The sequence below is a fragment of the Kitasatospora sp. NPDC127035 genome (genome assembly GCF_042726075.1).
Classification (GTDB): Bacteria; Actinomycetota; Actinomycetes; order Streptomycetales; family Streptomycetaceae; genus Kitasatospora.
The window spans coordinates 160,715-180,641 of sequence record NZ_JBHXDN010000002.1 but is presented as its reverse complement, the minus strand read 5'-3'; the positions used below and the strand labels follow the sequence as shown (position 1 = coordinate 180,641).

Here is a 19,927-nt window from a genome sequence, read left to right as displayed (position 1 = left end):
TTTATACTACCCCGCGGGCCCCCTCCGGGGGCCCGGGGCGGGGGGCGGGCCGGCCGCCCCGGGGGGGGGGGCGGCGGGGGGCCGGGGGGCCCCGGCCCCCCCCGGGGGCCCGCACCCCCGGGCCCACGCCGGGCCCGGGCGGCCCCGGCGCGCCGGGGCCTGCGGCCCCCGTCACCCCGTCAGCCGAGTCCGCCGGTGGCCCCCAGGTTCTGCCCGGAGACCCACCGCCCGTCCGGTCCGGCCAGGAAGGCCACCACGTCCGCGATGTCCGACGGCTGCCCGAGCCGCCGCAGCGGCGTCAGCCCGGCCACCACCTCCAGGGCGTGGGGCGGGTTGACGGCGCGCAGCAGGTCCGTCTCGACCGGACCGGGGGAGACGGTGTTGGCGGTGATGCCGCGCGGGCCGAGTTCGAGGGCGGCGGCGGCCGTCAGCTGTTCGAGGGCGCCCTTGCCGGCGAGGTAGGCGGCGATGCCGTCGGTGGGGCGGCGGGTGTTCAGGCTGGAGATGTTGACGATCCGCCCGTTGTCGCGCATCCGCCGGGCCGCGTAGCGGAGGGTCAGGAAGACGGCGCGCGCGCTGACGGCCAGGACGGCGTCGAAGTCGGCCGGGTCGGTCTCGGCGAGCGTGGCCCTGGTGAAGGTGAGCGCCGCGTTGTTGACGAGGATGTCCAGCCCGCCGAGGTGCTCCTCGGCCTCGGTCATCAGCCGCTCCGCGCCGTCGGGCTCGCCCAGGTCGACCCGTACCGCGTGCGCCCGGCCGGAACCGTTGGCCCGCACCGTGCGGACCACCTCGGCCGCGGCCGCCTCGTTGCCCGCGTACGCGAACACGACGTCCGCCCCGTCCGCGGTCAGCCGTTCGACGACGGCCCGCCCGATCCCGCGCGAGCCGCCCGTGACGACCGCCGCCTTGCCCCCGAGAGCTTTGCCCGTGAGCGCTTTGTCCGACATCGCCGACCCCCGTCTCCGGCCGGCCCCGTGCCGACCACGCGGAGTACCTACCCGTTGTGCGGGGCCGTTCGGCCGGGTCCGCGGGTCGTCTTTCGGCCGTCCGGGACACGGAGCGGGAGCACCTCGCGGACCGGTGTCCGGGACACGGGCCGGGGCCGTCCGAGCGGTTGGGTGGGCGGAGCACCTGGTCACGGGCTCTATGCTGCACGCATGCTGAACGAGACGCGACCGGCCGAGTCCGCCGCAACTGCCCGGTCGGACCGGGAGTTTGTGCGCCGGGAGACGGTGATCCGACCCGTGCCGTTCGTGCCGGAGGTGAGCCTGCACATGGCGGAGGACGCCATCGCGCTTTGGGAGACGACCGAGGACGCGCGGGGCGAGCGCGGACTGCCGCCGCCGTTCTGGGCGTTCGCCTGGGCGGGCGGGGTCGGCGTGGCCCGCTACGTGCTGGACCATCCGGAACTGGTCGACGGCCGGACGGTGTTGGACCTCGCTGCCGGCTCCGGGCTGGTCGGGATCGCGGCGGCGCTGCGCGGGGCCGCCTCGGTGCGGGCGGCCGAGATCGACGCGTACGCGGTCGCCGCGATCGGGGTCAACGCCGAGGCGAACGGCGTCCGGGTGGACGCGGCGTTCGCGGACCTGCTGGACGGCGACGGCGCCCCGGCCGAGGTGGTGCTCGCCGGGGACGTCTTCTACGAGCGGGCGATGGCGGCCCGCTTCCTGCCCTTCCTGGAGCGCGCCCGGGCCCGGGGCGCGGTGGTGATCGTGGGCGACCCGGGCCGTGCCTACCTGCCGCGCGGACGGTTCACCGAGCTGGCCGAGTACGAGGTCCCGGTGGTCGCGGACCTGGAGGACGCGGCGCTGAAGACCACCACCGTGTGGTCGCTGGCGGGCGGCTGAGGGCCGCCCCGCCCCGCCTCCCGCCCCGCCGGGGGCCTGCTGCGGCCGGCCGGGGCCGTCCCGCTCCGCGGAATTCCCGTCGGCGCGTGCGAACGCCCTGGTAGACACGGCGGCATGACCGACCACGCGCTGCGCACCGCCACCCCCGACGAGATCCCCGCCGTACTCGCCCTCTGGGCCCGCGCGGCGAAGGGCACCAGCATCACCGACGACGCGGCCGGGGTGGCCGCGCTGCTGGCCCGCGACCCGGAGTGCCTGATCGTCGCGGTACGGGCGGACGATCCGGCCGTCCTGCTCGGCACGGTGATCGCCGGGTGGGACGGCTGGCGCTGTCACCTCTACCGTCTGGCCGTCGACCCGGATCATCGTCGCCGGGGCATCGGCGCCGCCCTGCTGGCCGCCGCGGAGGAGCGCTTCGCCGCTCTCGGCGGGCGGCGGGCCGACGCGATGGTGCTGGACGAGAACCTCCTCGGCCACCGGACCTGGCAGGCCGCGGGGTACGGGCCGCAGCCGCAGTGGACCCGCTGGGCGAAGCCGCTGGCGTCGGCCTGACCTCGCCCCGACGCCGGCCTGACGTCGGCCCGACCTTCGCGCGACCTCCGCCGGGGCCGGGTCGATGCCGGGTCGGGTACGGGTCGTCCCGGCGTGACGGGTGCCGCCGGCCGCCAGCCGTCGCCGGATGGGTGCCGATCGCTGGCGGGGGTCTCGGGGGCGTGGTGCGCTGACACTATCCGTATGCGAACCATGCCGATGTCGCCACGTTCCGTGACCGGCGGGCGAATCCGGCGAATCCGGCCGACCCGGAGGAGTGCTCCCCACCATGACCACCCCCGTCACCCCCACCGGCCCGAACGAGGCCGCCGAGCTGCTCGCGCGCATCCCCGACTTCGAGCAGGCACTCGCCTTCTACCACCGCCACCTGGCGCCCGACTCCGCCGTCGACCTCTCCGTGGCGGAGAACGTCCTCGTCTACGACGACTCGATGCAGAAGGCGGTGTTCGACCACACCGCCCTGCTCCCCGAGCCGTACATCCACTACATGTCCGCGTACGGCACGCCGGAACTGCGGGGGCAGGTGGCGGCGCTGCTCGCCAAGGCGTGGGACGCCCCGGTGGCGGCGGGGGACGTCTTCGGGACGGCGGGCGTCGCCTCGGCGCTGGAGTGCCTCGCCTTCGCGCTCCAGGACGCACCGAGGCCCGGCGAGCCCGGCCCGCCGCCGCTGGTCGAGGGGGACGCCGTGCTGCTGCCGGCGCCGTACTGGCAGGGGTTCAACTGGTCGTTCGAACAGCGGCCCAGGCTCACCTGCGTCCCGGTGGACCTGCCGACGGAGGGCCCCGGGCGGTTCCGGCTGACGCTGGACCTGATCAAGGAGCGGTTCCGGGAGTACGAGCGGCAGACCGCCCGGCAGCCGAGGATGCTGGTGCTGACGAACCCGCACAACCCGCTGGGCGTCAACTACGGCAAGGAACTGCTGGAGGAGATCTACACCTGGGCGATCGACGAGACCGACCTGCACATCGTCTCCGACGAGATCTACTGCCACTCGCAGGTCGACGGCGGCCGGATCCCGTTCACCAGCGCGGTGGCCCTGGACGCCTACTGGCGGAACCCCGAGCGGATCCACGTGGTGTGGGGCTTCGCCAAGGACTTCGGGCTGTCGGGGTTCCGGACGGGCTTCCTGGTCTCCAAGTACGGGCCGGTGCAGCGGGCGATGCTGGGCACGACGGGCATCGAGGAGAAGAAGCACCCGCAGTCCTGGTTCACGCCCTTCGACTCGCTGAAGCACTACGTGATCGGCTCGCTCCTGTCGAGCACGGTGAACGGCGCCGGCTCGGAGCTGTACACCGACTACGCGATGCGGCGCTACCGCGAGCTGCTGAGCGGGAGCTTCGAGAAGGTGAAGGACCGGCTGGTCGCCAACGACATCGAGTTCGTGTACCTGGACGGTGACAACCCGGCCCAGTTCTTCTGGCTCGACCTCCAGGAGTACCTCGGCAAGCGCCCGCCGGAGGGCGCGCACGGCGACGCCCCGCTGCCGGTCACGGCCGGCAGCGGGCTGGACCGGGACGAGCTGTGGCTCTTCAACCACCTGGCCGGCCCTCCCACGGAGGTCTCCCTCCTCCCCGGCGGCACGATGCACAGCCCCGCCCCGGGGTTCTTCCGGCTCTGTTTCACCGCCCGGCAGCCCGAGGAGGTCGGTGAGGCCGTGGACCGGATCGGCCTCGCGCTGAGCAAGCTGGTCACCCCGGGGTAGCCGGCGCACGGCGGCCGGCCGGCCCCGGAGGACGGGGCCTCCGGGGCCGGCCGAAGCCCTTCGTCGACGGGACGGCGGGCGGTGCCCGGCCCGTTCCCGGGAGCCGGCGGGGGCGAGTCGCGTCAGGCGGCGGCCGACAGCCCCAGGGACCGGTGCGGATAGTCCGCCGAGCGGTGCTGGAAGGCCAGGATGCTCGGGTTCTGGACGACTCCGTCGCGGATCTCGATCGCGCGCCGCAGGGTCTCGTTGGAGCTCCACGCCCCCGGACCGGCGAGCACCGCTCGCAGGAAGGGCAGCAGCGCCTCGCTGTTCTCCCAGGTCGCCGAGTTCCACAGGTAGGACGGGCTGTGGTCGACGCCGTAGTACCGGACGTTGTCGCCGACCTGGAACGTCGGCTCCGTGAAGGACGTGGGACGGGCCCAGCTGAAGCCCATCCCCTCGTCGCAGGACACGTCGACGATGAGGGTGCCGGGTGCCAGCAGTCCGAGATCCTCCTCGTCGAGGAAGGTCAGCGGAGCGGCGGTGTCCTGCAGGACGCAGTTGATGATGATGTCGTGCTCGGCGAGGAACCCGGCCAGTGGCACCCGGCCGTCCTCGGACAGCACGAAGCTGCGCCGGTCGTCGTTCTCGTCGCGGTCGAACTGCACGATCCGCGTGGAGTGGATCGGTGAGCTGACCGCCGTCACCCCGCGCTGGGTGAGCACGTCGACGTCGTGCACGCCGAGCGCGCTGAGCGCCGTCACCGCGCCCCGGGCCGTCGCGCCGAAGCCCAGGACCACGGCCCGCAGACGGCGGCCGTAGTCACCGGTCGAGCCGGTGAGCTGGAGGGCGTGCAGCACCGAGGAGTACCCGGCAAGCTCGTTGTTCTTGTGGAAGACGTGCAGGTTGAACGAGCCGTCGTTGGTCCAGTGGTTCATCGCCTCGAAGGCGATCAGGGTCAACCGGCGGTCGATGGCGATCTGCGTGAGTTCCTCGTCCTGGACGCAGTGCGGCCAGCCCCAGAGGACCTGTCCGTCGCGGAACTCCACGAGTTCCGCCGCCTGCGGTTTGGCCAGCAGGATGACGCCGCATTCGGCGAGCAGTTGCTCGCGTGAGCGGAAGCCGGCGACCAGTGGCGCCAGTTGTTCGTCCGGGACGCCGAAACCTTCGGCGTAGCCGTGTTCAAGGAAGATGCGCCCCTGGAGGTCGGGGTCGATCCGCTCGAAGTGTGAGGGATGAATCGGCAGTCGGCGCTCGTTCTCTTTGCGCGACTGTGCCATGACTCCGAGGTTGAGCTGGTGCACGTGGGCCCCTTTGATTACCCAAGGTCTAGCACAGTTCCGCACGTCACCGGACCGGCCGGAGGGTCCGGGGGCTCGGCCGGTGCCGTGGGCACCCCCCGCGGGCGGGGCGGTCCGCCCTGCTCGGAGGCGGTCCCCTCCGCTTCGCGGCCCGGCAGCCGGGTGTTCGACCTTTTCCTTCGGCACCGCCCCTCCGGCACCGCCCGGCACCGCCCCTTCGGCACCGCACTCGTGCCCGCGACGTCCTGGACGGAGGCCGGGCCGCCGCGTGGAAAACCGGTCGATCGCCGTGCCCGGGCGCCCCTACGCTGGCGGAATGGCCCACGCGAAGACCTCCTACGTCTGCCTGCCCTGCCGGGCCTCGTACAAGCAGCCCTACGACCGCGACCGCGGTCGGGTCTGCCCGCGCTGCGCCGGCCCGATGGTCCACGCGGGCTCCGCCTTCGCGGCCCCGCGCAGGCGTGACGCCGCCGGCTGGCGGACGCTCGCGGTGCTGCTCCACGCGGGGGTCCGCTTCCACAAGAGCTGCTGCGGCGGCCCCGGTTACCGCCCCCGCACCCTCCACGAGGTGAAGGAGCGCATGACGTACGCGCGCCGCAGCGGCGAGCCGTTCGCGCGGGCCCTCGTCCGCCCGGAGGTCCCGGCCCCCCGCCCGTAGCCCGCCCGTAGCCGGGGGCCGGACTCCCCGGCCCGTCCGGCGCCGAGCCGATCGCGGCGACCGGCCGTGCGGAGCCGGGGGATAAGCGGTTGCGGGTGATCGTGATTCGGTCTTGGATGGTCCAGACCACTACGGAAGGCTCATCCATGACTGTTCCTCAGCGCACCATTGTGTTGGGCACGTTGGGCTTCGGCACGATCGTCGACGAGGAGACCTCGTTCCGGATCCTGGACCGGTTCGTCGAGGCGGGCGGGACCGTCCTCGACACCGCCAACAACTACGCCTTCTGGCTCGACGGCGCGACCGGGGACGAGAGCGAGGAGGTCATCGGCCGCTGGCTGGCCGACCGCAACGCCCGCGACCGGGTCGTCATCAGCACCAAGGTGGGCGCCCGTCCGTCCGTTCCGGGGGCCGGGCTGGAGGCCGCCGAAGGGCTCTCGGAGAAGGCGGTCCGGGCCGGTATCGAGGGCAGCCTGCGCCGCCTCGGCACCGATCACGTGGACGTGTACTGGAGCCACATCGAGGACCGGTCCGTCCCGCTCGCCGAGACCGTGGAGACCTTCGCCGACCTCGTGACGTCCGGCAAGGCGGGGGCCGTCGGCGCCAGCAACCACGCGGTCTGGCGGGTGGAGCGGGCACGGGCGCTGGCCGGCGCGCAGCCGCGGTACAGCCACCTCCAGTACCGCTACTCGTACCTCCAGCCGCGGTTCGACGTGCCGCTGCTCTCCTCGGCGCACGTCCACGTGACGTCCGAACTCCTCGACTACGTCCGCTCCGAGGGCGACCTCCGGCTCTGGGCGTACAGCCCGCTCCTCTCCGGCGGCCTCACCCGCCCCGAGGTGGAGATCGGCGCCGCCTACGACCACCCGGGCACGCCGAGGCGGCTCGCCGCCCTGCGCGAGGTCGCCGAGCAGTCCGGTGCCACCGTCAACCAGGTGGCGCTCAGCTGGCTGCTCGACCACGAGCCGCGGATCCTGCCGCTGGTCGGGGTGAGCGGGATCGCCCAGCTCGACGAGGTGCTCGGCGCCCTCGACGTGACCCTGTCCGAGGAGCAGCGCCGCCGTCTGGACGAGGCCGCGCTGTAGCCGGGGCAGCCCGGGCGGTCCGGTCGCCGCCGGGCCGCCGGGGCGGTCCGGCCACCCGGGTTCAGGCCGGGTAGCCGATCCCGGCGATGTCGTCGGCGATGTCGCCCAGGTCCGTCTCCGGATTGAGGGCGGACACGACGGCTCCGGTGAGCGGACGGAGCGCCAGGACGTGCTCGACGGCGGCGAGGTCCGGCTCGTGCTCGGGCTCGTAGTAGTCCTCGGCCCACGCCCGGTACGCGGTGGCCGTGCCGTCGGCCAGCAGTCCGAAGAGCTCCACACCGCCGGTGGGGGCGGTCTGCGGGGCCTGCCAGCGGGTGTCCCCGCTCTCCCGCCAGAAGCAGACGGTGAGGTCCGGCCGGCCCTCGGAGTCGGCGAACGCCGGCTCGTCGACGTACGACCGGAAGGACTCGGGCACCTCCGCCAGCAGGTGCGGCGCGTTGGGCGCCTCGTGGTCGAGGCCGCGGGCGTACACGCCGGCCGCCGAGAAGACCATGAACCAGTCGTCGCCCTGCCCGTTGCGCATCGAGGCCATCTCCTCGCCCTCGCCCCAGTGCGCGTCGAAGGAGTAGTACCGGTCGCCCCAGTCGGGGCTGAGGACGGCGTCGAGCATGGCCAGGGCCCGGCACCGGTCGCGGAGCGCGGGGATGTCGGGCAGACGGAGCAGGAGATCGTGCATACCGTCATTCAATCAGGTGGTATCCGCACAGCCCGCCCGAGACGGCCCCGAGACGGCCCCGAGACGGCCCCCGGGCCGGCCGGCGGGTAGGCGGACGGGCCGGTAGGACGGCGCGCCGGCCGGCCAGGTGCGCCGTCCTACCGGCGGTGACCTGTCGGGGCCCGTCAGGGATTGCTGAGCGCGTACGTGCGGAAGGTGGCGAGCAGGGGGAGGACGTCCGTCTTGCTCGGCTCCTCCGTGACCGCCCGCATCGCGTCGATCACCGCGTGCGCGATCACCTTGACCACGTCGAGGTCGTCGCCGGCGGTCTCGCCCCAGGCGCGCAGGGTCTGGGTGAGCAGGGCGCTCATCCGGGCCCCGATGTTGGAGCTGACGGCGTCGCTCAGCTCCGCCAGCTCCTCGTCGGTCATGCTCGACCGCAGTCCGAACGCCAGCGCCATCAGGGTGTCCACGGCGTGCTCGCCGTACGCCGCGACGAGCGCGGCGAGCGGTTGTTCGGCCGGTCCCCGGGTGGCCAGCGCGGCCAGTGCCTCGTCGTCGTCCTTCCACGCCGCTTCGAGCGCGGCGAGGGCCCGCAGGGCCTCGTCCACCATCAGGCCATCCGTCATGCGGAGAACGGTATTGAGGCCTGTCGCGCAGCGGACCGGGTGGTGCCGGGATCTCACCCGTTCGAGCGAATACCATCGCGTTCCCGCCCCGGCGCGCGCACGGTGGTGACGGGCCCCCGGGAGGAGGCCGGCCACGGGCGGGGCGCGAGGCCAGAGCCCTGCGCCCCGGCCCACGCCCGGCCGGCGCAAAGCCGGCGCTCAGCCGGCGCCGTGCTCCGCGGTGAACCCGGCCGCGTCCCACCGGCCGTACAGCCCGGGGGCGAGCGAGGCGGCCGCCACGGCGGGGAAGTCCTCCGCGCCGGCGGCCCGTTCGGGCAGCGCACCGAGCAGCGGGGCGGCGGCGGCGCGGGGCAGGTCGGCCAGGTTGCAGCGGTCGGCGAGGCCGGGCGAGCGGGGCCAGGCGCCGACCACCACACCGAGCAGCGGCAGGCCGCGCGCGGCGAGTGCCTCCGCCGTGAGCGCGGTGGTGTTGAGCGTGCCGAGACCGGCCGTCGCCACCAGCAGCACCTCGGCCGGCAGCCCGAGGCCGCGCACCGCCTGCGCCTGGTCGGCCAGGGTCCGGCCCTGCCCGTCGTAGCGGACCAGCAGACCGCCGGCACCCTCCACCAGCACCAGGTCGTGCCGGTCGGCCAGTTCGGCCACCGCCTTCGCGACGTCCTCCGCCGCCAGGTACGGCAGACCCGCCCGTCGAGCCGCCGTGTCCGGCGCCAACGGCTCGGGGTAGCGGCTGAGTTCACGGAGCGTCAGCGGACCGCCGGCCAGTCGGGCGACCTCCTCGACGTCGCCGGCCTCCCCGGGCGCGACGCCGGTCTGCCCGGGTTTCAGCACCGCGACCCGCAGCCCGGCCCGCAGCGCCGCCGCGGCGACGGCGGCCGTGGTCACGGTCTTGCCGACCTCGGTGCCCGTCCCGGTCACGAACACGATCCGGGCGCTCATCCCGCCACCGCCGCCGCCGTGACGGCCGCGGCGATCCGCGCCACGTCCTCGTCGCCGGTCACGTACGGCGGCATGGTGTAGATGAGGTCCCGGAACGGGCGCAGCCAGACGCCCTCCCGGGCGGCGGCCTCGGTCGCCGCCGCCATGTCCACCGGGTGGTCCAGCTGCACGACGCCGATCGCACCGAGCACCCGCACCTCGTGGACGCCCGGCAGCCCGGCGGCGTCCGCCAGGCCGTCCCGCAGTCCGGCTTCGAGGCGTTTGACCTCCGTCTGCCAGTCCTGTCCGAGCAGCAGGTCGATCGAGGCGTTCGCGACGGCCGCCGCCAGCGGGTTGCCCATGAACGTCGGGCCGTGGGCCAGCACCGGCATCTCGCCCCGGCTGATCCCGTCGGCGATCTCCGCCGTGCACAGCGCCGCCGCCATGGTGAGGTAGCCGCCCGTCATCGCCTTGCCCAGGCACATCACGTCCGGGGAGACGCCCGCGTGGTCGGCCGCGAACAGCGCACCGCTGCGGCCGAACCCGGTGGCGATCTCGTCGAAGACCAGCAACACCCCGTGCCGGTCGCAGAGTTCGCGCAGCATCCGCAGGTAGGCGGGGGAGTGGAACCGCATCCCGCCCGCGCCCTGCACCACCGGCTCGACGATCACCGCCGCGAGCTCGCCCGCGTGACGCTCCATCAGCTCGTCGAAGGCCTGCACGTAGGCGTCGTCGAGCGGGGCGTCGAAGCCGGCCGGCGGCTGCGCCGCGAAGAGCTGGCCGGGCAGCACCCCGCCCCACAGGTGGTGCATGCCGCCCTGGGGGTCGCAGACCGACATGGGGTGGAAGGTGTCGCCGTGGTAGCCGCCGCGCCAGGTGAGCAGCCGGCGCTTCTCGGGCCGGCCGACGGACTGCCAGTACTGCAGGCACATCTTCATCGCGACCTCGACGGCCACCGAGCCGGAGTCGGCGAGGAAGACGTGCTGCAGGGGTTCCGGAGTGATCTCCACCAGCGTGGCGGCCAGCCGGACGGCCGGTTCGTGGGTGAGCCCGCCGAACATGACGTGGCTCATCCGGCCCAGCTGTCCGCGCACCGCCTCGTCCAGCACCGGGTGGCCGTACCCGTGGATCGCCGCCCACCAGGACGACATGCCGTCGATCAGTTCGCGGTGGCCGCCCGCGACCGGCGCGGCCAGCGTGAGCCGGACGCCGGACGCCGACTCCACGACGTACGGGGTGGCGGTGCCGGGCATCGGTCCGTAGGGGTGCCAGACGTGCGCCCGGTCGAGCGCGAGGAGGGTGTCCGTGGACAGCTGGGCCATGAGGGGTCTACTTCCGTACCGTTCCGTTCCGTGCGGCGGGTGATCAGGCGTTGGGCGCGAGCTCGGTGCCGGCGCCACGACGGCGGACCCGGACGAGGTCGGTGCGCGACTCGTCGCCGCTCCCACCGGCCGGCCCGGCGACCTCGACGAGCTCGGCCGGCTCGTCGAGCCCGGGCGCCTCGGCCGCCGCCGCGGGCTCCGCGTCGAGCGTCCCGCCGTGTCCGGCGTGCCCGCCGTGTCCTCCGCACGGGCCGCAGCCGCCGCCCGTCCCGCACGGCCCGCCCGACGGGGCGTCCGCGGCGTCGGCCGGGGTGCCGGACGCCGCGCCGCTGCCGCAGCCTCCGCCGGTGGCCGCGCCGGTGCCGCAGCCGCCGCCCGCGAGGGCGTCCGCCCGGTGCCGGGGCAGGGTGGCCTCGCCCATGCCCTCCACCTCGAAGCCGGAGTCCCGGATCATGTCGAGGTCGGCCTGCCCGGCCTGCCCCTCGCTGGTCAGGTAGTCGCCCAGGAAGATGGAGTTCGCGACGTGCAGGCCCAGCGGCTGCAGGGTTCGCAGGTGCACCTCGCGACCGCCGGCGATCCGCACCTCGGTGTCCGGGTTGACGAACCGGACCATCGACAGGATGCGCAGGCAGCGCTGCGGGGTGAGGTTCCACTCCTTGGCCAGCGGGGTGCCCTCGAACGGGATCAGGAAGTTCACGGGCACCGAGTCCGAGCCCAGCTCGCGCAGCGCGAAGACGACGTCCACCAGGTCCTCGTCGCTCTCGCCCATGCCGGCGATCAGGCCCGAGCAGGCGGACAGGCCCGCACCGTGCGCCTTCCGCACGGTGTCGACCCGGTCGGCGTACGTGTGGGTGGTGGTGATGGCACCGTACGTGCCCTCGGAGGTGTTGAGGTTGTGGTTGTAGGCGTCGGCGCCGGCCGCCTTCAGCCGCTCGGCCTGGTTGTCGGAGAGCAGGCCCAGACAGGCGCACACCTCCACCGAGGGGTCGGCGTCCTTGATGGCGGTGATGGTGTCGGTGACCCGGTCGATGTCTCGGTCCGTCGGACCGCGCCCGCTCGCCACCAGGCAGACGCGCTTGGCGCCGCCGCTCACTCCGGCCTTCGCGGCCTCGGCGGCCTGGCCCGGCTTCAGCCAGGTGTACTTGAGGATCCCGGCCTTGGAGCCCAGCCGCTGCGAGCAGTACGAGCAGTCCTCCGGGCAGAGCCCGCTCTTGAGGTTCACCAGGTAGTTGAGCTTGACCCGGCGGCCGAACCACCGCCGGCGCACCCGCCCGGCGGCCGCGACCACGTCCAGCAGGTCGTCGTCGGTGGTGGCGAGGACGGCCAGCGCCTCCTCGCGGGTGGGGGTCTCCCCACGCAGGCCCTTGGCGGTGAGGGTATCGAGCAGATCCATGGGCCTGATCCTGCCTCCTGGCCCGCGAGAGACGCCAGAGGAAACCCACCAGAAGATCCCGGGGAGGATGTGCGAGTTGTCACAGTGTCGAAGCTCACGGTAGTGGTGCAGGTCACGTCGGGTGCGGGGCCGGGTCGGGGCGTCGCGCGACGGCCGCCGGAGCCCGCCCCAGTGATCTCCACCACGCGTGACCTGCATACAATCGGCGCCATGACCACGCAGGGGGAGCACGCCCCGTCACCCGCGGAACGACCGGCGGAACGACCGGTAGGCCAGACGTCCGAACGGCCCGTCGGGGCGTACCGGGCCAGGAGAGTGACCGCCCGCCGGGTCGTCGGCTGGGTCGTGGTGATCGGCGTGGTGGCGGCCGGAGGATGGGTCATCACCAGCCCGACGCCCGGCGACTTCATACCCGGGCTCGGTCCGTCCAGCAAGGACGCGACCAAGTCGCCACCGGTCGTCGGGGACGCGCCGCGCGCGGTCGCCGACCCCGAAGCCCTGGACGTCGACGCCTACTTCCCCGCCCAGCGGTTGATCGAGGCGGGCGGTTACAAGGGCAAGCGCTCCGGCGCCCGCCGGGGCGACAACTGCACCGAGGTGCTCCAGGACCGCACCCTGGACCTCCTGCGCGACGGCGGCTGCCGCGGCTACCTCGCCGTCAGCTTCGCCGGCCAGGAGAAGCCGGTGCTCAGCAGCGTCACCCTGCTGCGGTTCGCGGACGCCGCCTCCGCCGCCAGAGCCGCGGAGGCGCTGCGCGCCAGGCCCGGCTCGGTGGCCTTCGTCCTCCCCGACGCCTCCGCGGCGCCCGCCCAGGCCGCCGGCGCGGCCCGGCCCGGCGGCGATCCGCGGGTCGAGCTGGTCGGCCACTACGTGACGGTCACCAGCTCGCGGCCGGTCGACGCCCACGCGGCCTCGCCGACCCCCTCCGCCTCCGCCGGCACCCCGCTGCCGGTGCCGTCCACCGGCTCCCCCAGCGTCGAGCAGATGCTCGACGAGGCGACCCGGGCGCTCTCCGCCACGGCCGGCGCGCCCTTCGTCTGGATGTAGCGCCGCATGCGACGGGGCGGGCGGAGTGCACTCCGCCCGCCCCTTTCCGACGCGGTGTCAGGATGCCGCTGCCGCCGTCCTGTTCGCCGGGCCCGGCCCTGAGCGGGGCCGGACCCGCACCGGGGCCGGCGGGCCGTCAGCCGCCCAGCCGGTCCACCGAGGTGATCCGCAGCACCGCCCGGCCCTCCTCGTCGGACCCGTAGAGGTCGACCTCGGCGCTGATGCCCCAGTCGTGGTCGCCCTCCGGGTCGTCGAAGATCTGCCGGACCCGCCAGGACGAGTCCGCCTCCTCGATCAGCAGCATCTTCGGCCCGCGCGCGTTCGGCCCGGTGCCCAGGTCGTCGTACTCGTCCCAGTACCCGTCCATGGCGTCCGCCCAGCGGTCCGCGTCCCAGCCGTACTCGCCGTCCAGCTCGGCCAGCGCGTCGTAGTGCTCCAGCGCGCACAGTTCCACACGGCGGAACATCTCGTTGCGCACCAGGACCCGGAACGCCCGGGCGTTGGCCGTCACCGGCGCCGGCTTGTCGTCCAGCGCCACCTCGGCCGACTGCGGGTCGGTCGGGTTGGCCAGCTGCTCCCACTCGTCCAGCAGGCTGGAGTCGACCTGGCGGACCAGCTCGCCCAGCCAGGCGATGATGTCCTTCAGGTCGTCGGTCTTCACGTCCTCGGGGACGGTCTGCTCCAGCGCCTTGTACGCGCCCGCCAGGTACCGCAGCACGATGCCCTCGGTGCGGGCCAGCTCGTAGAAGCCGACGTAGTCCGAGAAGGTCATCGCCCGCTCGTACAGGTCGCGGACCACCGACTTCGGCTGGAGCCGGTGGTCGCCGATCCACGGGTGCGCCCGCTGGTACACCTCGTAGGCGTGGGTGAGCAGTTCCTCCAGCGGCTTCGGGTAGGTGATCTCCTGGAGCCGCTCCATCCGCTCCTCGTACTCGATGCCGTCGCGCTTCATCTCGCCGACGGCCTCCCCGCGCGCCTTGTTCTGCTGCGCGGCGAGGATCTGGCGCGGGTCGTCGAGCGTCGCCTCGACGACCGACACCACGTCCATCGCGTGCGAGGGCGAGGTCGGGTCGAGCAGCTCGAAGGACGCCAGCGCGAACGTCGAGAGCGGCTGGTTGAGCGCGAAGTTCTCCTGGAGGTCCAGGGTGAGCCGGACGATCCGGCCCTCCGAGTCCGGTTCCGGAAGCCGCTCGACCACGCCGCCCTCCAGCAGCGAGCGGTAGATGGCGATGGCGGTGCGGATGTGCCGGCGCTGGGCGGAGCGGTCCTCGTGGTTGTCGGTGAGCAGCGTGCGCATCGCCTCGAAGGCGTTGCCCGGCCGGCCGATCACCGAGAGCAGCATCGCGTGGGTCACCTTGAACCGCGAGACCAGCGGCTCGGGGTCGGCGGAGATCAGCTTCTCGAAGGTCTCCTCGGACCAGCCGACGAACCCCTCCGGCGCCTTCTTCCGGACGATCTTGCGCTTCTTCTTCGGGTCGTCGCCCGCCTTGGCGACGGCCTTGTCGTTCTCGATGACGTGCTCGGGGGCCTGCGCCACCACCTGGCCCACCGTGTCGAACCCGGCCCGCCCGGCGCGCCCGGCGATCTGGTGGAACTCCCGCGCCCGCAGCATCCGCACCCGCTGGCCGTCGTACTTGGAGAGCGCGGTGAACAGCACCGTGCGGATCGGCACGTTGACGCCCACGCCCAGCGTGTCCGTCCCGCAGATGACCTTCAACAGGCCTGCCTGGGCGAGGCGTTCGACCAGTCGCCGGTACTTCGGCAGCATGCCGGCGTGGTGCACGCCGATGCCGTGCCGTACGAACCGGGACAGGTTGCGGCCGAACTTGGTGGTGAACCGGAAGTTGCCGATCAGCGCGGCGATGGCGTCCTTCTCCGCCTTCGAGCACATGTTGATGCTCATCAGCGACTGCGCCCGCTCCACCGCCTCCTTCTGCGTGAAGTGCACGACGTAGACCGGCGCCTGGCCGGTCTTCAGCAGCTCCTCCAGCGTGTCGTGCATGGGGGTGCGCCGGTACTCGTAGAACAGCGGCACCGGGCGGGTCGTGTTGCGGACCACGGTGGTCGGGCGGCCGGTCCGGCGGTTCAGGTCCTCCTCGAAGCGCCGTACGTCGCCGAGCGTCGCCGACATCAGCAGGAACTGCGCCTGCGGCAGCTCCAGCAGGGGGATCTGCCAGGCCCAGCCGCGGTCCGGCTCCGCGTAGAAGTGGAACTCGTCCATGACCACCTGGCCGACGTCGGCCAGGCGCCCGTCGCGCAGCGCGATCTGTGCCAGCACCTCCGCGGTACAACAGATGATCGGCGCGGTCGGGTTCACCGACGCGTCGCCTGTCATCATGCCGACCTGCTCGGTGCCGAACATCTTGCACAGGTCGAAGAACTTCTCCGACACCAGTGCCTTGATCGGCGCGGTGTAGAACGTCCGCTTCCCCTCCGCCAGCGCGGCGAAGTGCGCACCCGCCGCCACCAGGCTCTTGCCCGACCCGGTCGGCGTCGCCAGGATCACGTTGTTCCCCGACACCAGCTCGATCAGCGCCTCCTCCTGCGCCGGGTACAGCGAGATCCCGCGCTCCTCCGCCCAGGCGGCGAACGTCTCGTACAGCGCGTCGGGCGTGGCGGGCTTCGGCATCAGATCTAGGAGGGTCACCCGGCTATCTTGCCTGCTCGTCGCCGCCCCCGGCAAAGGCCGCGCCCCGCGGGCTCCCGGCAGGAGCGGCCGGCCGCCTGCGGGGAGGGGGGCGGCGGCGTGTCCGGGGGCCTGCCCGTGAACGACCTCGGGCCCGGCCGGGCCGTGGCCGCCACCCTACGGGGAGAGGGCCGGGCGGCGACCGGAACGCGAAAGGACCGAGGCGGGACCACGAAGGGAACCCGGCCGGCCACCCGGCCGGTCTCGCCGCACCGTATTCCGGAATCACCGGGCAATTTCGAGGAATTCGTTTCCCGAATTCCGTCGAATCGAGGGCGAAGGAAAGGGCCGGGCGTGTGCGCAGACGCACATTGCCCGGTGCGCGCGGGGCGTGCCAGAGTGCCGACCATGGTCCACCCCTCTGCGCCCGAGGCGCCCGTCGTCGCCCCCGCCGCCGTCTTCGACTGGCTCGACGAGACGGCCGAGCAGCGCGCCCGGGCCGGGCTCACCCGGACGCTGCGCAGCCGGCCCGCCGAGGACCCGGTGCTCGACCTCGCCGGCAACGACTACCTCGGACTCACCCGGCACCCCGCCGTCACCCGGGCCGCCGCCGACGCCGCGCTGCGCTGGGGCGGCGGTGCCACCGGCTCCCGCCTGGTCACCGGCACCACCGCCCTGCACACCGAACTGGAGGGCGAGCTGGCCGACTTCTGCGGTGTCGAGGCCGCCCTCGTGTTCTCCTCCGGGTACACCGCCAATCTGGCCGCGCTCACCGCGCTCACCGACCCGGACACCCTCATCGTCTCCGACGCGTACAACCACGCCTCGCTGATCGACGGCTGCCGGCTCGCCCGGGCCGACGTCCACCGCGCCCCGCACAGCGACCCCGCCGCCGTCGCCGCCGTCCTCGCCGAACGCACCCGGCGGCGGGCCCTGGTCGTCACCGACTCCGTCTTCTCGGTCGACGGCAACGCCGCCCGGCTGCCCGAACTCGCCCTCGCGGCACGGTCGTCCGGCGCTGCGCTGCTGGTCGACGACGCCCACGGGCTCGGCGTCCTCGGGCCCGGCGGTGCCGGCGCCCTCGCCGCCGCCGATCTCGCGGGAGCCCCGGACGTGGTCGCCACCGTCACCCTCTCCAAGTCGCTCGGCTCCCAGGGCGGCGCCGTCCTCGGCCCCCGCCGGGTGATCCGCCACCTCACCGAGACGGCCCGCACCTTCATCTTCGACACCGGCCTCGCCCCCGCCGCCGTCGGCGCCGCCCTCGGCGCGCTGCGGCTGCTGCGCGCGGAACCGCACCGCGCCGACCGTGCCCGCGAGGTCGCCCGCACGCTCGCCGCCCGGCTCGCGGCCGCCGGGCTGCACGCCTCCCGCCCGGACGCCGCCGTGGTGTCCGTCCGCGCGCCCGGCCCCGAGGCCGCCGTCGCCTGGGCCGCCGACTGCCGCCGCGCCGGCCTCGCCGTCGGCTGCTTCCGCCCGCCCTCCGTCCCCGACGGGATCTCCCGGCTGCGGCTGACCGCCCGCGGCGACCTGACGGACGCTCAGATCGCCGAAGCGGTCGGGATCATCGCCTCGTGCGCCCCGGAGGGCGCCGCGCTCGCCGGCTGACCGCAACCGCCGCCACCCGACCGGCGTCCTGACCCACGGCACGGCACGGCACGGCACGGCACGGCACGGCACGGGCGGGTACGGACGGGCGCGGGACGGGCGGGGCGGATGACCACGAACGGTGAGGCGGTCCACGACGAGGACGGCACCGGGCCGGGCGGCACCGGTGCCCGCGGTGCGGAGCCGCGCGAGGCGGAGCCGAAGAGCGCCGAGGTCCGGGATGCCGTGCCGGCCGGGCCCGAGGGGCCGCGGCACCGGGCGCGCCGCTTCCTCGGAAGGCTCGCCCTGGTCGCGGTGGCCATGGGGCTCTTCTGGCTCGCCTGGCTGGCCGCCTCGGCCACCGTCCCGCACCTCGGCTACTCGGTCGGCGCCACCGGTGAGCGGGGCTGGTACATGCGCGGCGTCTGCCTGCCCGAGGCCGAACTCTCCGAGTACCAGAGGGAGCACCTCCCGCCGGGCGGCTGCGACGGGCGGTTCGACCCGGCCGACGGTGAATCCACCTACCGCTACGCCCTGAACGAGAACCCGACGGACAGCGCGGGCCCCGTCCAGGTGCGGTGCGGAGCGGGGGAGTGCCACGAGTCCGGCTTCAGGGCCACGGCGTGGTGGCTCTTCGTGCTGCTGGGCGGGCTGGCGGCGGTGCCCGCAGGTGCCTTCCTGATCGTCTGGGCCGTCGCCGAACCGCTCGCCGACCGCCTCTTCACGCCGGCCTCCGTCGGCGTCGGCGTGATGCTCGGGCTGTCCTGCCTCTGCTGCCTGCTGACCGGTAGAGGAAGCGCCTGACACGGCCGAACCGGCCGCGCCGTTCCCGCGTCCCAGCCGAGGGGCGGTGAGAACGGCTCGCCGGACCGAACGGCAGGGGGCGGGAATGGATCCGGACATCCGACGCGGGCCGGGCAGAGCGCTGGTGCCGGTCGTGGCGGTGCTGGCCCTGCTCGGACTCGGCGGCTGGGGCGCGGTGACGGCGGGGGAGGGACTGGCCTACGCCACCGCGGTCGCCGGGACGCGCGGCGAGCTGGTCGCCGACCGGTGCCTGCGCACCGATCCCGCCCGGCCCGCCCAGGGCACGACCGGTGACTGCCGGGGGACGTTCTTCCCCGACGGCGGCGGGCAGGCGAACGAGCACGCGTGGATCGACTGGAAGATCGCCACCGGTGAACGCGTCGAGGTCTCCTGCACGGGCGACGGCGAGTGCCGGCTCGTGGGCGCCGCCGGCGTGCTGTTCTGGCTGAGCATCCTGCTGCTCGCCCTGGCGGCCCTCCCGGTGGCCGGGTTCGTCGCGGTCCATCAGCTGCTGCGTCCGCTGGACCGCTCGCAGCGGCTCCGGGTCGGCCTGGGGATCGCCGCGGCCGTCCTGCTGGTCGGGGCGTTCGCGGCCTTCGTCGGCGCGCTCGTCGGCCGGTAGCGGAGGGCGCCGGGCGGGTCCGGGCCGGGCTTCGAGGTGCGGAGCCGGACGTGCCGCCGTGTCCCCCGCCGAGCGCCACCACGAGGGTCACCGGATCGGCCGCCGTGCCGGTTGCCCGGTTGCCCGGTTGCCCGGTGCCGGTTGCCCGTGCCGTCAGAGCCCGCCCAGCTCCCGCAGGAACGCCGTCCCGGCGTCCCGCCGGTCGGCGGCCGTCCGGGGGGCCGCGGTCAGCACGGCGGCCGCGCGGCACCAGGCCAGTACCCGCCCGGGGTCGGTGCCCGGGATCCGTGCGGTCAGCTCGCCGATCCGCGAGGACAGCGCGGCGGCGTCGGTGACCCCGTCCAGCGCCCAGTCGACCAGGTCGAAGTCGGGGTCGCCCAGGCAGGGACGAGGGTCGATCGCGACCGGCCCGGCCGGGCCGAGCAGCACGTTGGAGGGGTGCAGGTCCCCGTGCACCAGGCCCCGGGGGCCGGTCGCCGCCAGCTCCCGCAGGGGCTCCCAGGCCCCGGCCGGGACCACCCCGGGAGCGCGCCGCTCCGTCAGCCCGACGAGGAAGTCCACCCGTTCGGCCAGCGACGGCAGCGCCACCCCGTCCACCGGCGCCGACCGCAGGCCGGCCAGCAGCCCGGCCACCTCGGCCGGGCGCCACCCGTGCTCGCGCAGCGTCGTGCCGGGCGCGACGTCCGCGAGCAGCAACGCCCCCGTCGGGGCGTCGTACTCCAGCAGCCGCACCACCCACGGCGAGCCCGACCAGGCCCGCAGCGCCGTCGCCTCCTGCGCCGCCACCTCGGGGTCCGGCGTCAGCTTGAGCCGGACGACGGCGCCGTCCGCCGCCCGCCCGCACCGGAAGACCCGTGCCGTGCCGCCCCCGCCGGCCGCCAGCACCGTCAGGCCCCAGCGTTCCGCGAGGGCGGCGACCAGCGCCGGAAGCTCCTCGCACCACGCCTCCGCGCCGGGTCCGAACCGGACGAGCAGCCGGGCCCGCACCTCCTCCGGGAGCACCGCGAGCGCGCTCACGGGCGCCCCGGGACCGGCAGTACCTCGGCGCCGACGGGCCGTCGGCCGGCGGCCCGGAGCGCCGGGAACGCCGGGAGCGCCTGGACACGGGCCGTGACCACGCGGGGGTGTGCCCGGTCGGCCACCGGGACCGTTCCGTCCGACGGCGGGCGCAGCCCGCCCGCCGCGTCCGCCAGGATCCGCCGCAGC

18 protein-coding genes are annotated in these 19,927 nt (G+C 74.4%); 9 read left to right on the top strand and 9 right to left on the bottom strand.

Annotated elements, in window-relative coordinates:
- Positions 1-179 precede the first annotated feature (179 nt).
- A complete protein-coding gene (locus ACFWIC_RS01795) occupies positions 180-947 on the bottom strand; it encodes an SDR family oxidoreductase (RefSeq protein WP_380360804.1) in 768 nt (255 codons plus the stop codon).
- A 210-nt stretch (positions 948-1,157) separates the two neighbouring features.
- On the opposite strand from ACFWIC_RS01795, the gene ACFWIC_RS01790 reads away from it, so the two are divergent.
- From ACFWIC_RS01790 to ACFWIC_RS01780, 3 genes are all read left to right on the top strand, one after another.
- Entirely contained in the window at positions 1,158-1,847 is a 690-nt protein-coding gene (locus ACFWIC_RS01790; protein WP_380514912.1) for a class I SAM-dependent methyltransferase, read from the top strand.
- Positions 1,848-1,961: 114 nt separating this feature from the next.
- A complete protein-coding gene (locus tag ACFWIC_RS01785) occupies positions 1,962-2,399 on the top strand; it encodes a GNAT family N-acetyltransferase (RefSeq protein ID WP_329884107.1) in 438 nt (145 codons plus the stop codon).
- 268 nt (positions 2,400-2,667) lie between these two features.
- Positions 2,668-4,101 (top strand): pyridoxal phosphate-dependent aminotransferase, encoded by a 1,434-nt coding sequence (locus ACFWIC_RS01780; protein ID WP_380514909.1) that lies wholly within the window; start codon positions 2,668-2,670, stop codon positions 4,099-4,101.
- A gap of 122 nt (positions 4,102-4,223) precedes the next feature.
- Here the strand turns inward: ACFWIC_RS01780 and ACFWIC_RS01775 are convergent, their stop codons facing one another.
- Complete coding sequence (locus ACFWIC_RS01775; RefSeq protein ID WP_380514906.1) at positions 4,224-5,384, bottom strand: N(5)-(carboxyethyl)ornithine synthase; 1,161 nt, start codon at positions 5,382-5,384, stop codon at positions 4,224-4,226.
- Positions 5,385-5,697: 313 nt separating this feature from the next.
- On the opposite strand from ACFWIC_RS01775, the gene ACFWIC_RS01770 reads away from it, so the two are divergent.
- A complete protein-coding gene (locus tag ACFWIC_RS01770; protein ID WP_380360812.1) occupies positions 5,698-6,039 on the top strand; it encodes a deoxyxylulose-5-phosphate synthase in 342 nt (113 codons plus the stop codon).
- A 146-nt stretch (positions 6,040-6,185) separates the two neighbouring features.
- Positions 6,186-7,124, top strand: coding sequence for an aldo/keto reductase (locus ACFWIC_RS01765; protein WP_329884100.1), 939 nt, complete (start codon positions 6,186-6,188; stop codon positions 7,122-7,124).
- 61 nt (positions 7,125-7,185) lie between these two features.
- On the opposite strand, the gene ACFWIC_RS01760 is transcribed toward ACFWIC_RS01765, so the two are convergent.
- From ACFWIC_RS01760 to bioB, 5 genes are all read right to left on the bottom strand, one after another.
- Positions 7,186-7,800 carry a hypothetical protein gene (locus ACFWIC_RS01760; protein ID WP_329952898.1) on the bottom strand — a complete coding sequence of 205 codons (615 nt, stop codon included), beginning with the start codon at positions 7,798-7,800 and terminating at the stop codon, positions 7,186-7,188.
- Positions 7,801-7,964: 164 nt separating this feature from the next.
- Positions 7,965-8,408 (bottom strand): hypothetical protein, encoded by a 444-nt coding sequence (locus ACFWIC_RS01755; protein ID WP_329884096.1) that lies wholly within the window; start codon positions 8,406-8,408, stop codon positions 7,965-7,967.
- A 198-nt stretch (positions 8,409-8,606) separates the two neighbouring features.
- Positions 8,607-9,344 (bottom strand): dethiobiotin synthase, encoded by a 738-nt coding sequence (gene bioD / locus ACFWIC_RS01750; protein WP_355401149.1) that lies wholly within the window; start codon positions 9,342-9,344, stop codon positions 8,607-8,609.
- Positions 9,341-10,645, bottom strand: coding sequence for an adenosylmethionine--8-amino-7-oxononanoate transaminase (locus tag ACFWIC_RS01745; protein WP_380514900.1), 1,305 nt, complete (start codon positions 10,643-10,645; stop codon positions 9,341-9,343). Before ACFWIC_RS01745 ends, bioD begins: the two co-directional genes overlap by 4 nt.
- Positions 10,646-10,688: 43 nt before the next feature.
- Positions 10,689-12,038: a biotin synthase BioB gene (gene bioB, locus ACFWIC_RS01740; RefSeq protein WP_380514897.1), complete on the bottom strand. Its 1,350-nt coding sequence runs from the start codon at positions 12,036-12,038 to the stop codon at positions 10,689-10,691.
- 210 nt (positions 12,039-12,248) lie between these two features.
- Between bioB and ACFWIC_RS01735 the strand changes: the two genes are divergently transcribed.
- Positions 12,249-13,085: a hypothetical protein gene (locus ACFWIC_RS01735; RefSeq protein ID WP_380514894.1), complete on the top strand. Its 837-nt coding sequence runs from the start codon at positions 12,249-12,251 to the stop codon at positions 13,083-13,085.
- A gap of 136 nt (positions 13,086-13,221) precedes the next feature.
- On the opposite strand, the gene ACFWIC_RS01730 is transcribed toward ACFWIC_RS01735, so the two are convergent.
- A complete protein-coding gene (locus ACFWIC_RS01730) occupies positions 13,222-15,714 on the bottom strand; it encodes a DEAD/DEAH box helicase (protein ID WP_380360834.1) in 2,493 nt (830 codons plus the stop codon).
- Between the two features lie 405 nt (positions 15,715-16,119).
- On the opposite strand from ACFWIC_RS01730, the gene ACFWIC_RS01725 reads away from it, so the two are divergent.
- The 3 genes from ACFWIC_RS01725 (at position 16,120) to ACFWIC_RS01715 (ending at position 18,721) form a co-directional block, all read left to right on the top strand.
- Positions 16,120-17,316, top strand: coding sequence for an 8-amino-7-oxononanoate synthase (locus ACFWIC_RS01725; protein ID WP_380514891.1), 1,197 nt, complete (start codon positions 16,120-16,122; stop codon positions 17,314-17,316).
- A gap of 108 nt (positions 17,317-17,424) precedes the next feature.
- The gene (locus ACFWIC_RS01720) at positions 17,425-18,099 is read left to right on the top strand and encodes a hypothetical protein (protein ID WP_380514888.1); all 675 of its coding nucleotides are present in this window, start codon (positions 17,425-17,427) and stop codon (positions 18,097-18,099) included.
- An 85-nt stretch (positions 18,100-18,184) separates the two neighbouring features.
- Entirely contained in the window at positions 18,185-18,721 is a 537-nt protein-coding gene (locus ACFWIC_RS01715) for a hypothetical protein (protein WP_329884082.1), read from the top strand.
- Positions 18,722-18,874: 153 nt separating this feature from the next.
- Here the strand turns inward: ACFWIC_RS01715 and ACFWIC_RS01710 are convergent, their stop codons facing one another.
- A complete protein-coding gene (locus ACFWIC_RS01710) occupies positions 18,875-19,738 on the bottom strand; it encodes an aminoglycoside phosphotransferase family protein (RefSeq protein WP_380514885.1) in 864 nt (287 codons plus the stop codon).
- Between the last annotated feature and the right edge of the window lie 189 nt (positions 19,739-19,927).

Coding starts and splice junctions, on each gene's coding strand:
- ACFWIC_RS01730 (WP_380360834.1), bottom strand. CDS start 15,714: ATGCCGAAGCCCGCCACGCCCGACGCGCTGTACGAGACGTTCGCCGCC.
- ACFWIC_RS01780 (WP_380514909.1), top strand. CDS start 2,668: ATGACCACCCCCGTCACCCCCACCGGCCCGAACGAGGCCGCCGAGCTG.
- ACFWIC_RS01795 (WP_380360804.1), bottom strand. CDS start 947: ATGTCGGACAAAGCGCTCACGGGCAAAGCTCTCGGGGGCAAGGCGGCG.
- ACFWIC_RS01770 (WP_380360812.1), top strand. CDS start 5,698: ATGGCCCACGCGAAGACCTCCTACGTCTGCCTGCCCTGCCGGGCCTCG.
- ACFWIC_RS01735 (WP_380514894.1), top strand. CDS start 12,249: ATGACCACGCAGGGGGAGCACGCCCCGTCACCCGCGGAACGACCGGCG.
- ACFWIC_RS01785 (WP_329884107.1), top strand. CDS start 1,962: ATGACCGACCACGCGCTGCGCACCGCCACCCCCGACGAGATCCCCGCC.
- ACFWIC_RS01790 (WP_380514912.1), top strand. CDS start 1,158: ATGCTGAACGAGACGCGACCGGCCGAGTCCGCCGCAACTGCCCGGTCG.
- bioB (WP_380514897.1), bottom strand. CDS start 12,038: ATGGATCTGCTCGATACCCTCACCGCCAAGGGCCTGCGTGGGGAGACC.
- bioD (WP_355401149.1), bottom strand. CDS start 9,344: ATGAGCGCCCGGATCGTGTTCGTGACCGGGACGGGCACCGAGGTCGGC.
- ACFWIC_RS01755 (WP_329884096.1), bottom strand. CDS start 8,408: ATGACGGATGGCCTGATGGTGGACGAGGCCCTGCGGGCCCTCGCCGCG.
- ACFWIC_RS01760 (WP_329952898.1), bottom strand. CDS start 7,800: ATGCACGATCTCCTGCTCCGTCTGCCCGACATCCCCGCGCTCCGCGAC.
- ACFWIC_RS01725 (WP_380514891.1), top strand. CDS start 16,120: ATGGTCCACCCCTCTGCGCCCGAGGCGCCCGTCGTCGCCCCCGCCGCC.
- ACFWIC_RS01765 (WP_329884100.1), top strand. CDS start 6,186: ATGACTGTTCCTCAGCGCACCATTGTGTTGGGCACGTTGGGCTTCGGC.
- ACFWIC_RS01745 (WP_380514900.1), bottom strand. CDS start 10,645: ATGGCCCAGCTGTCCACGGACACCCTCCTCGCGCTCGACCGGGCGCAC.
- ACFWIC_RS01715 (WP_329884082.1), top strand. CDS start 18,185: ATGGATCCGGACATCCGACGCGGGCCGGGCAGAGCGCTGGTGCCGGTC.
- ACFWIC_RS01720 (WP_380514888.1), top strand. CDS start 17,425: ATGACCACGAACGGTGAGGCGGTCCACGACGAGGACGGCACCGGGCCG.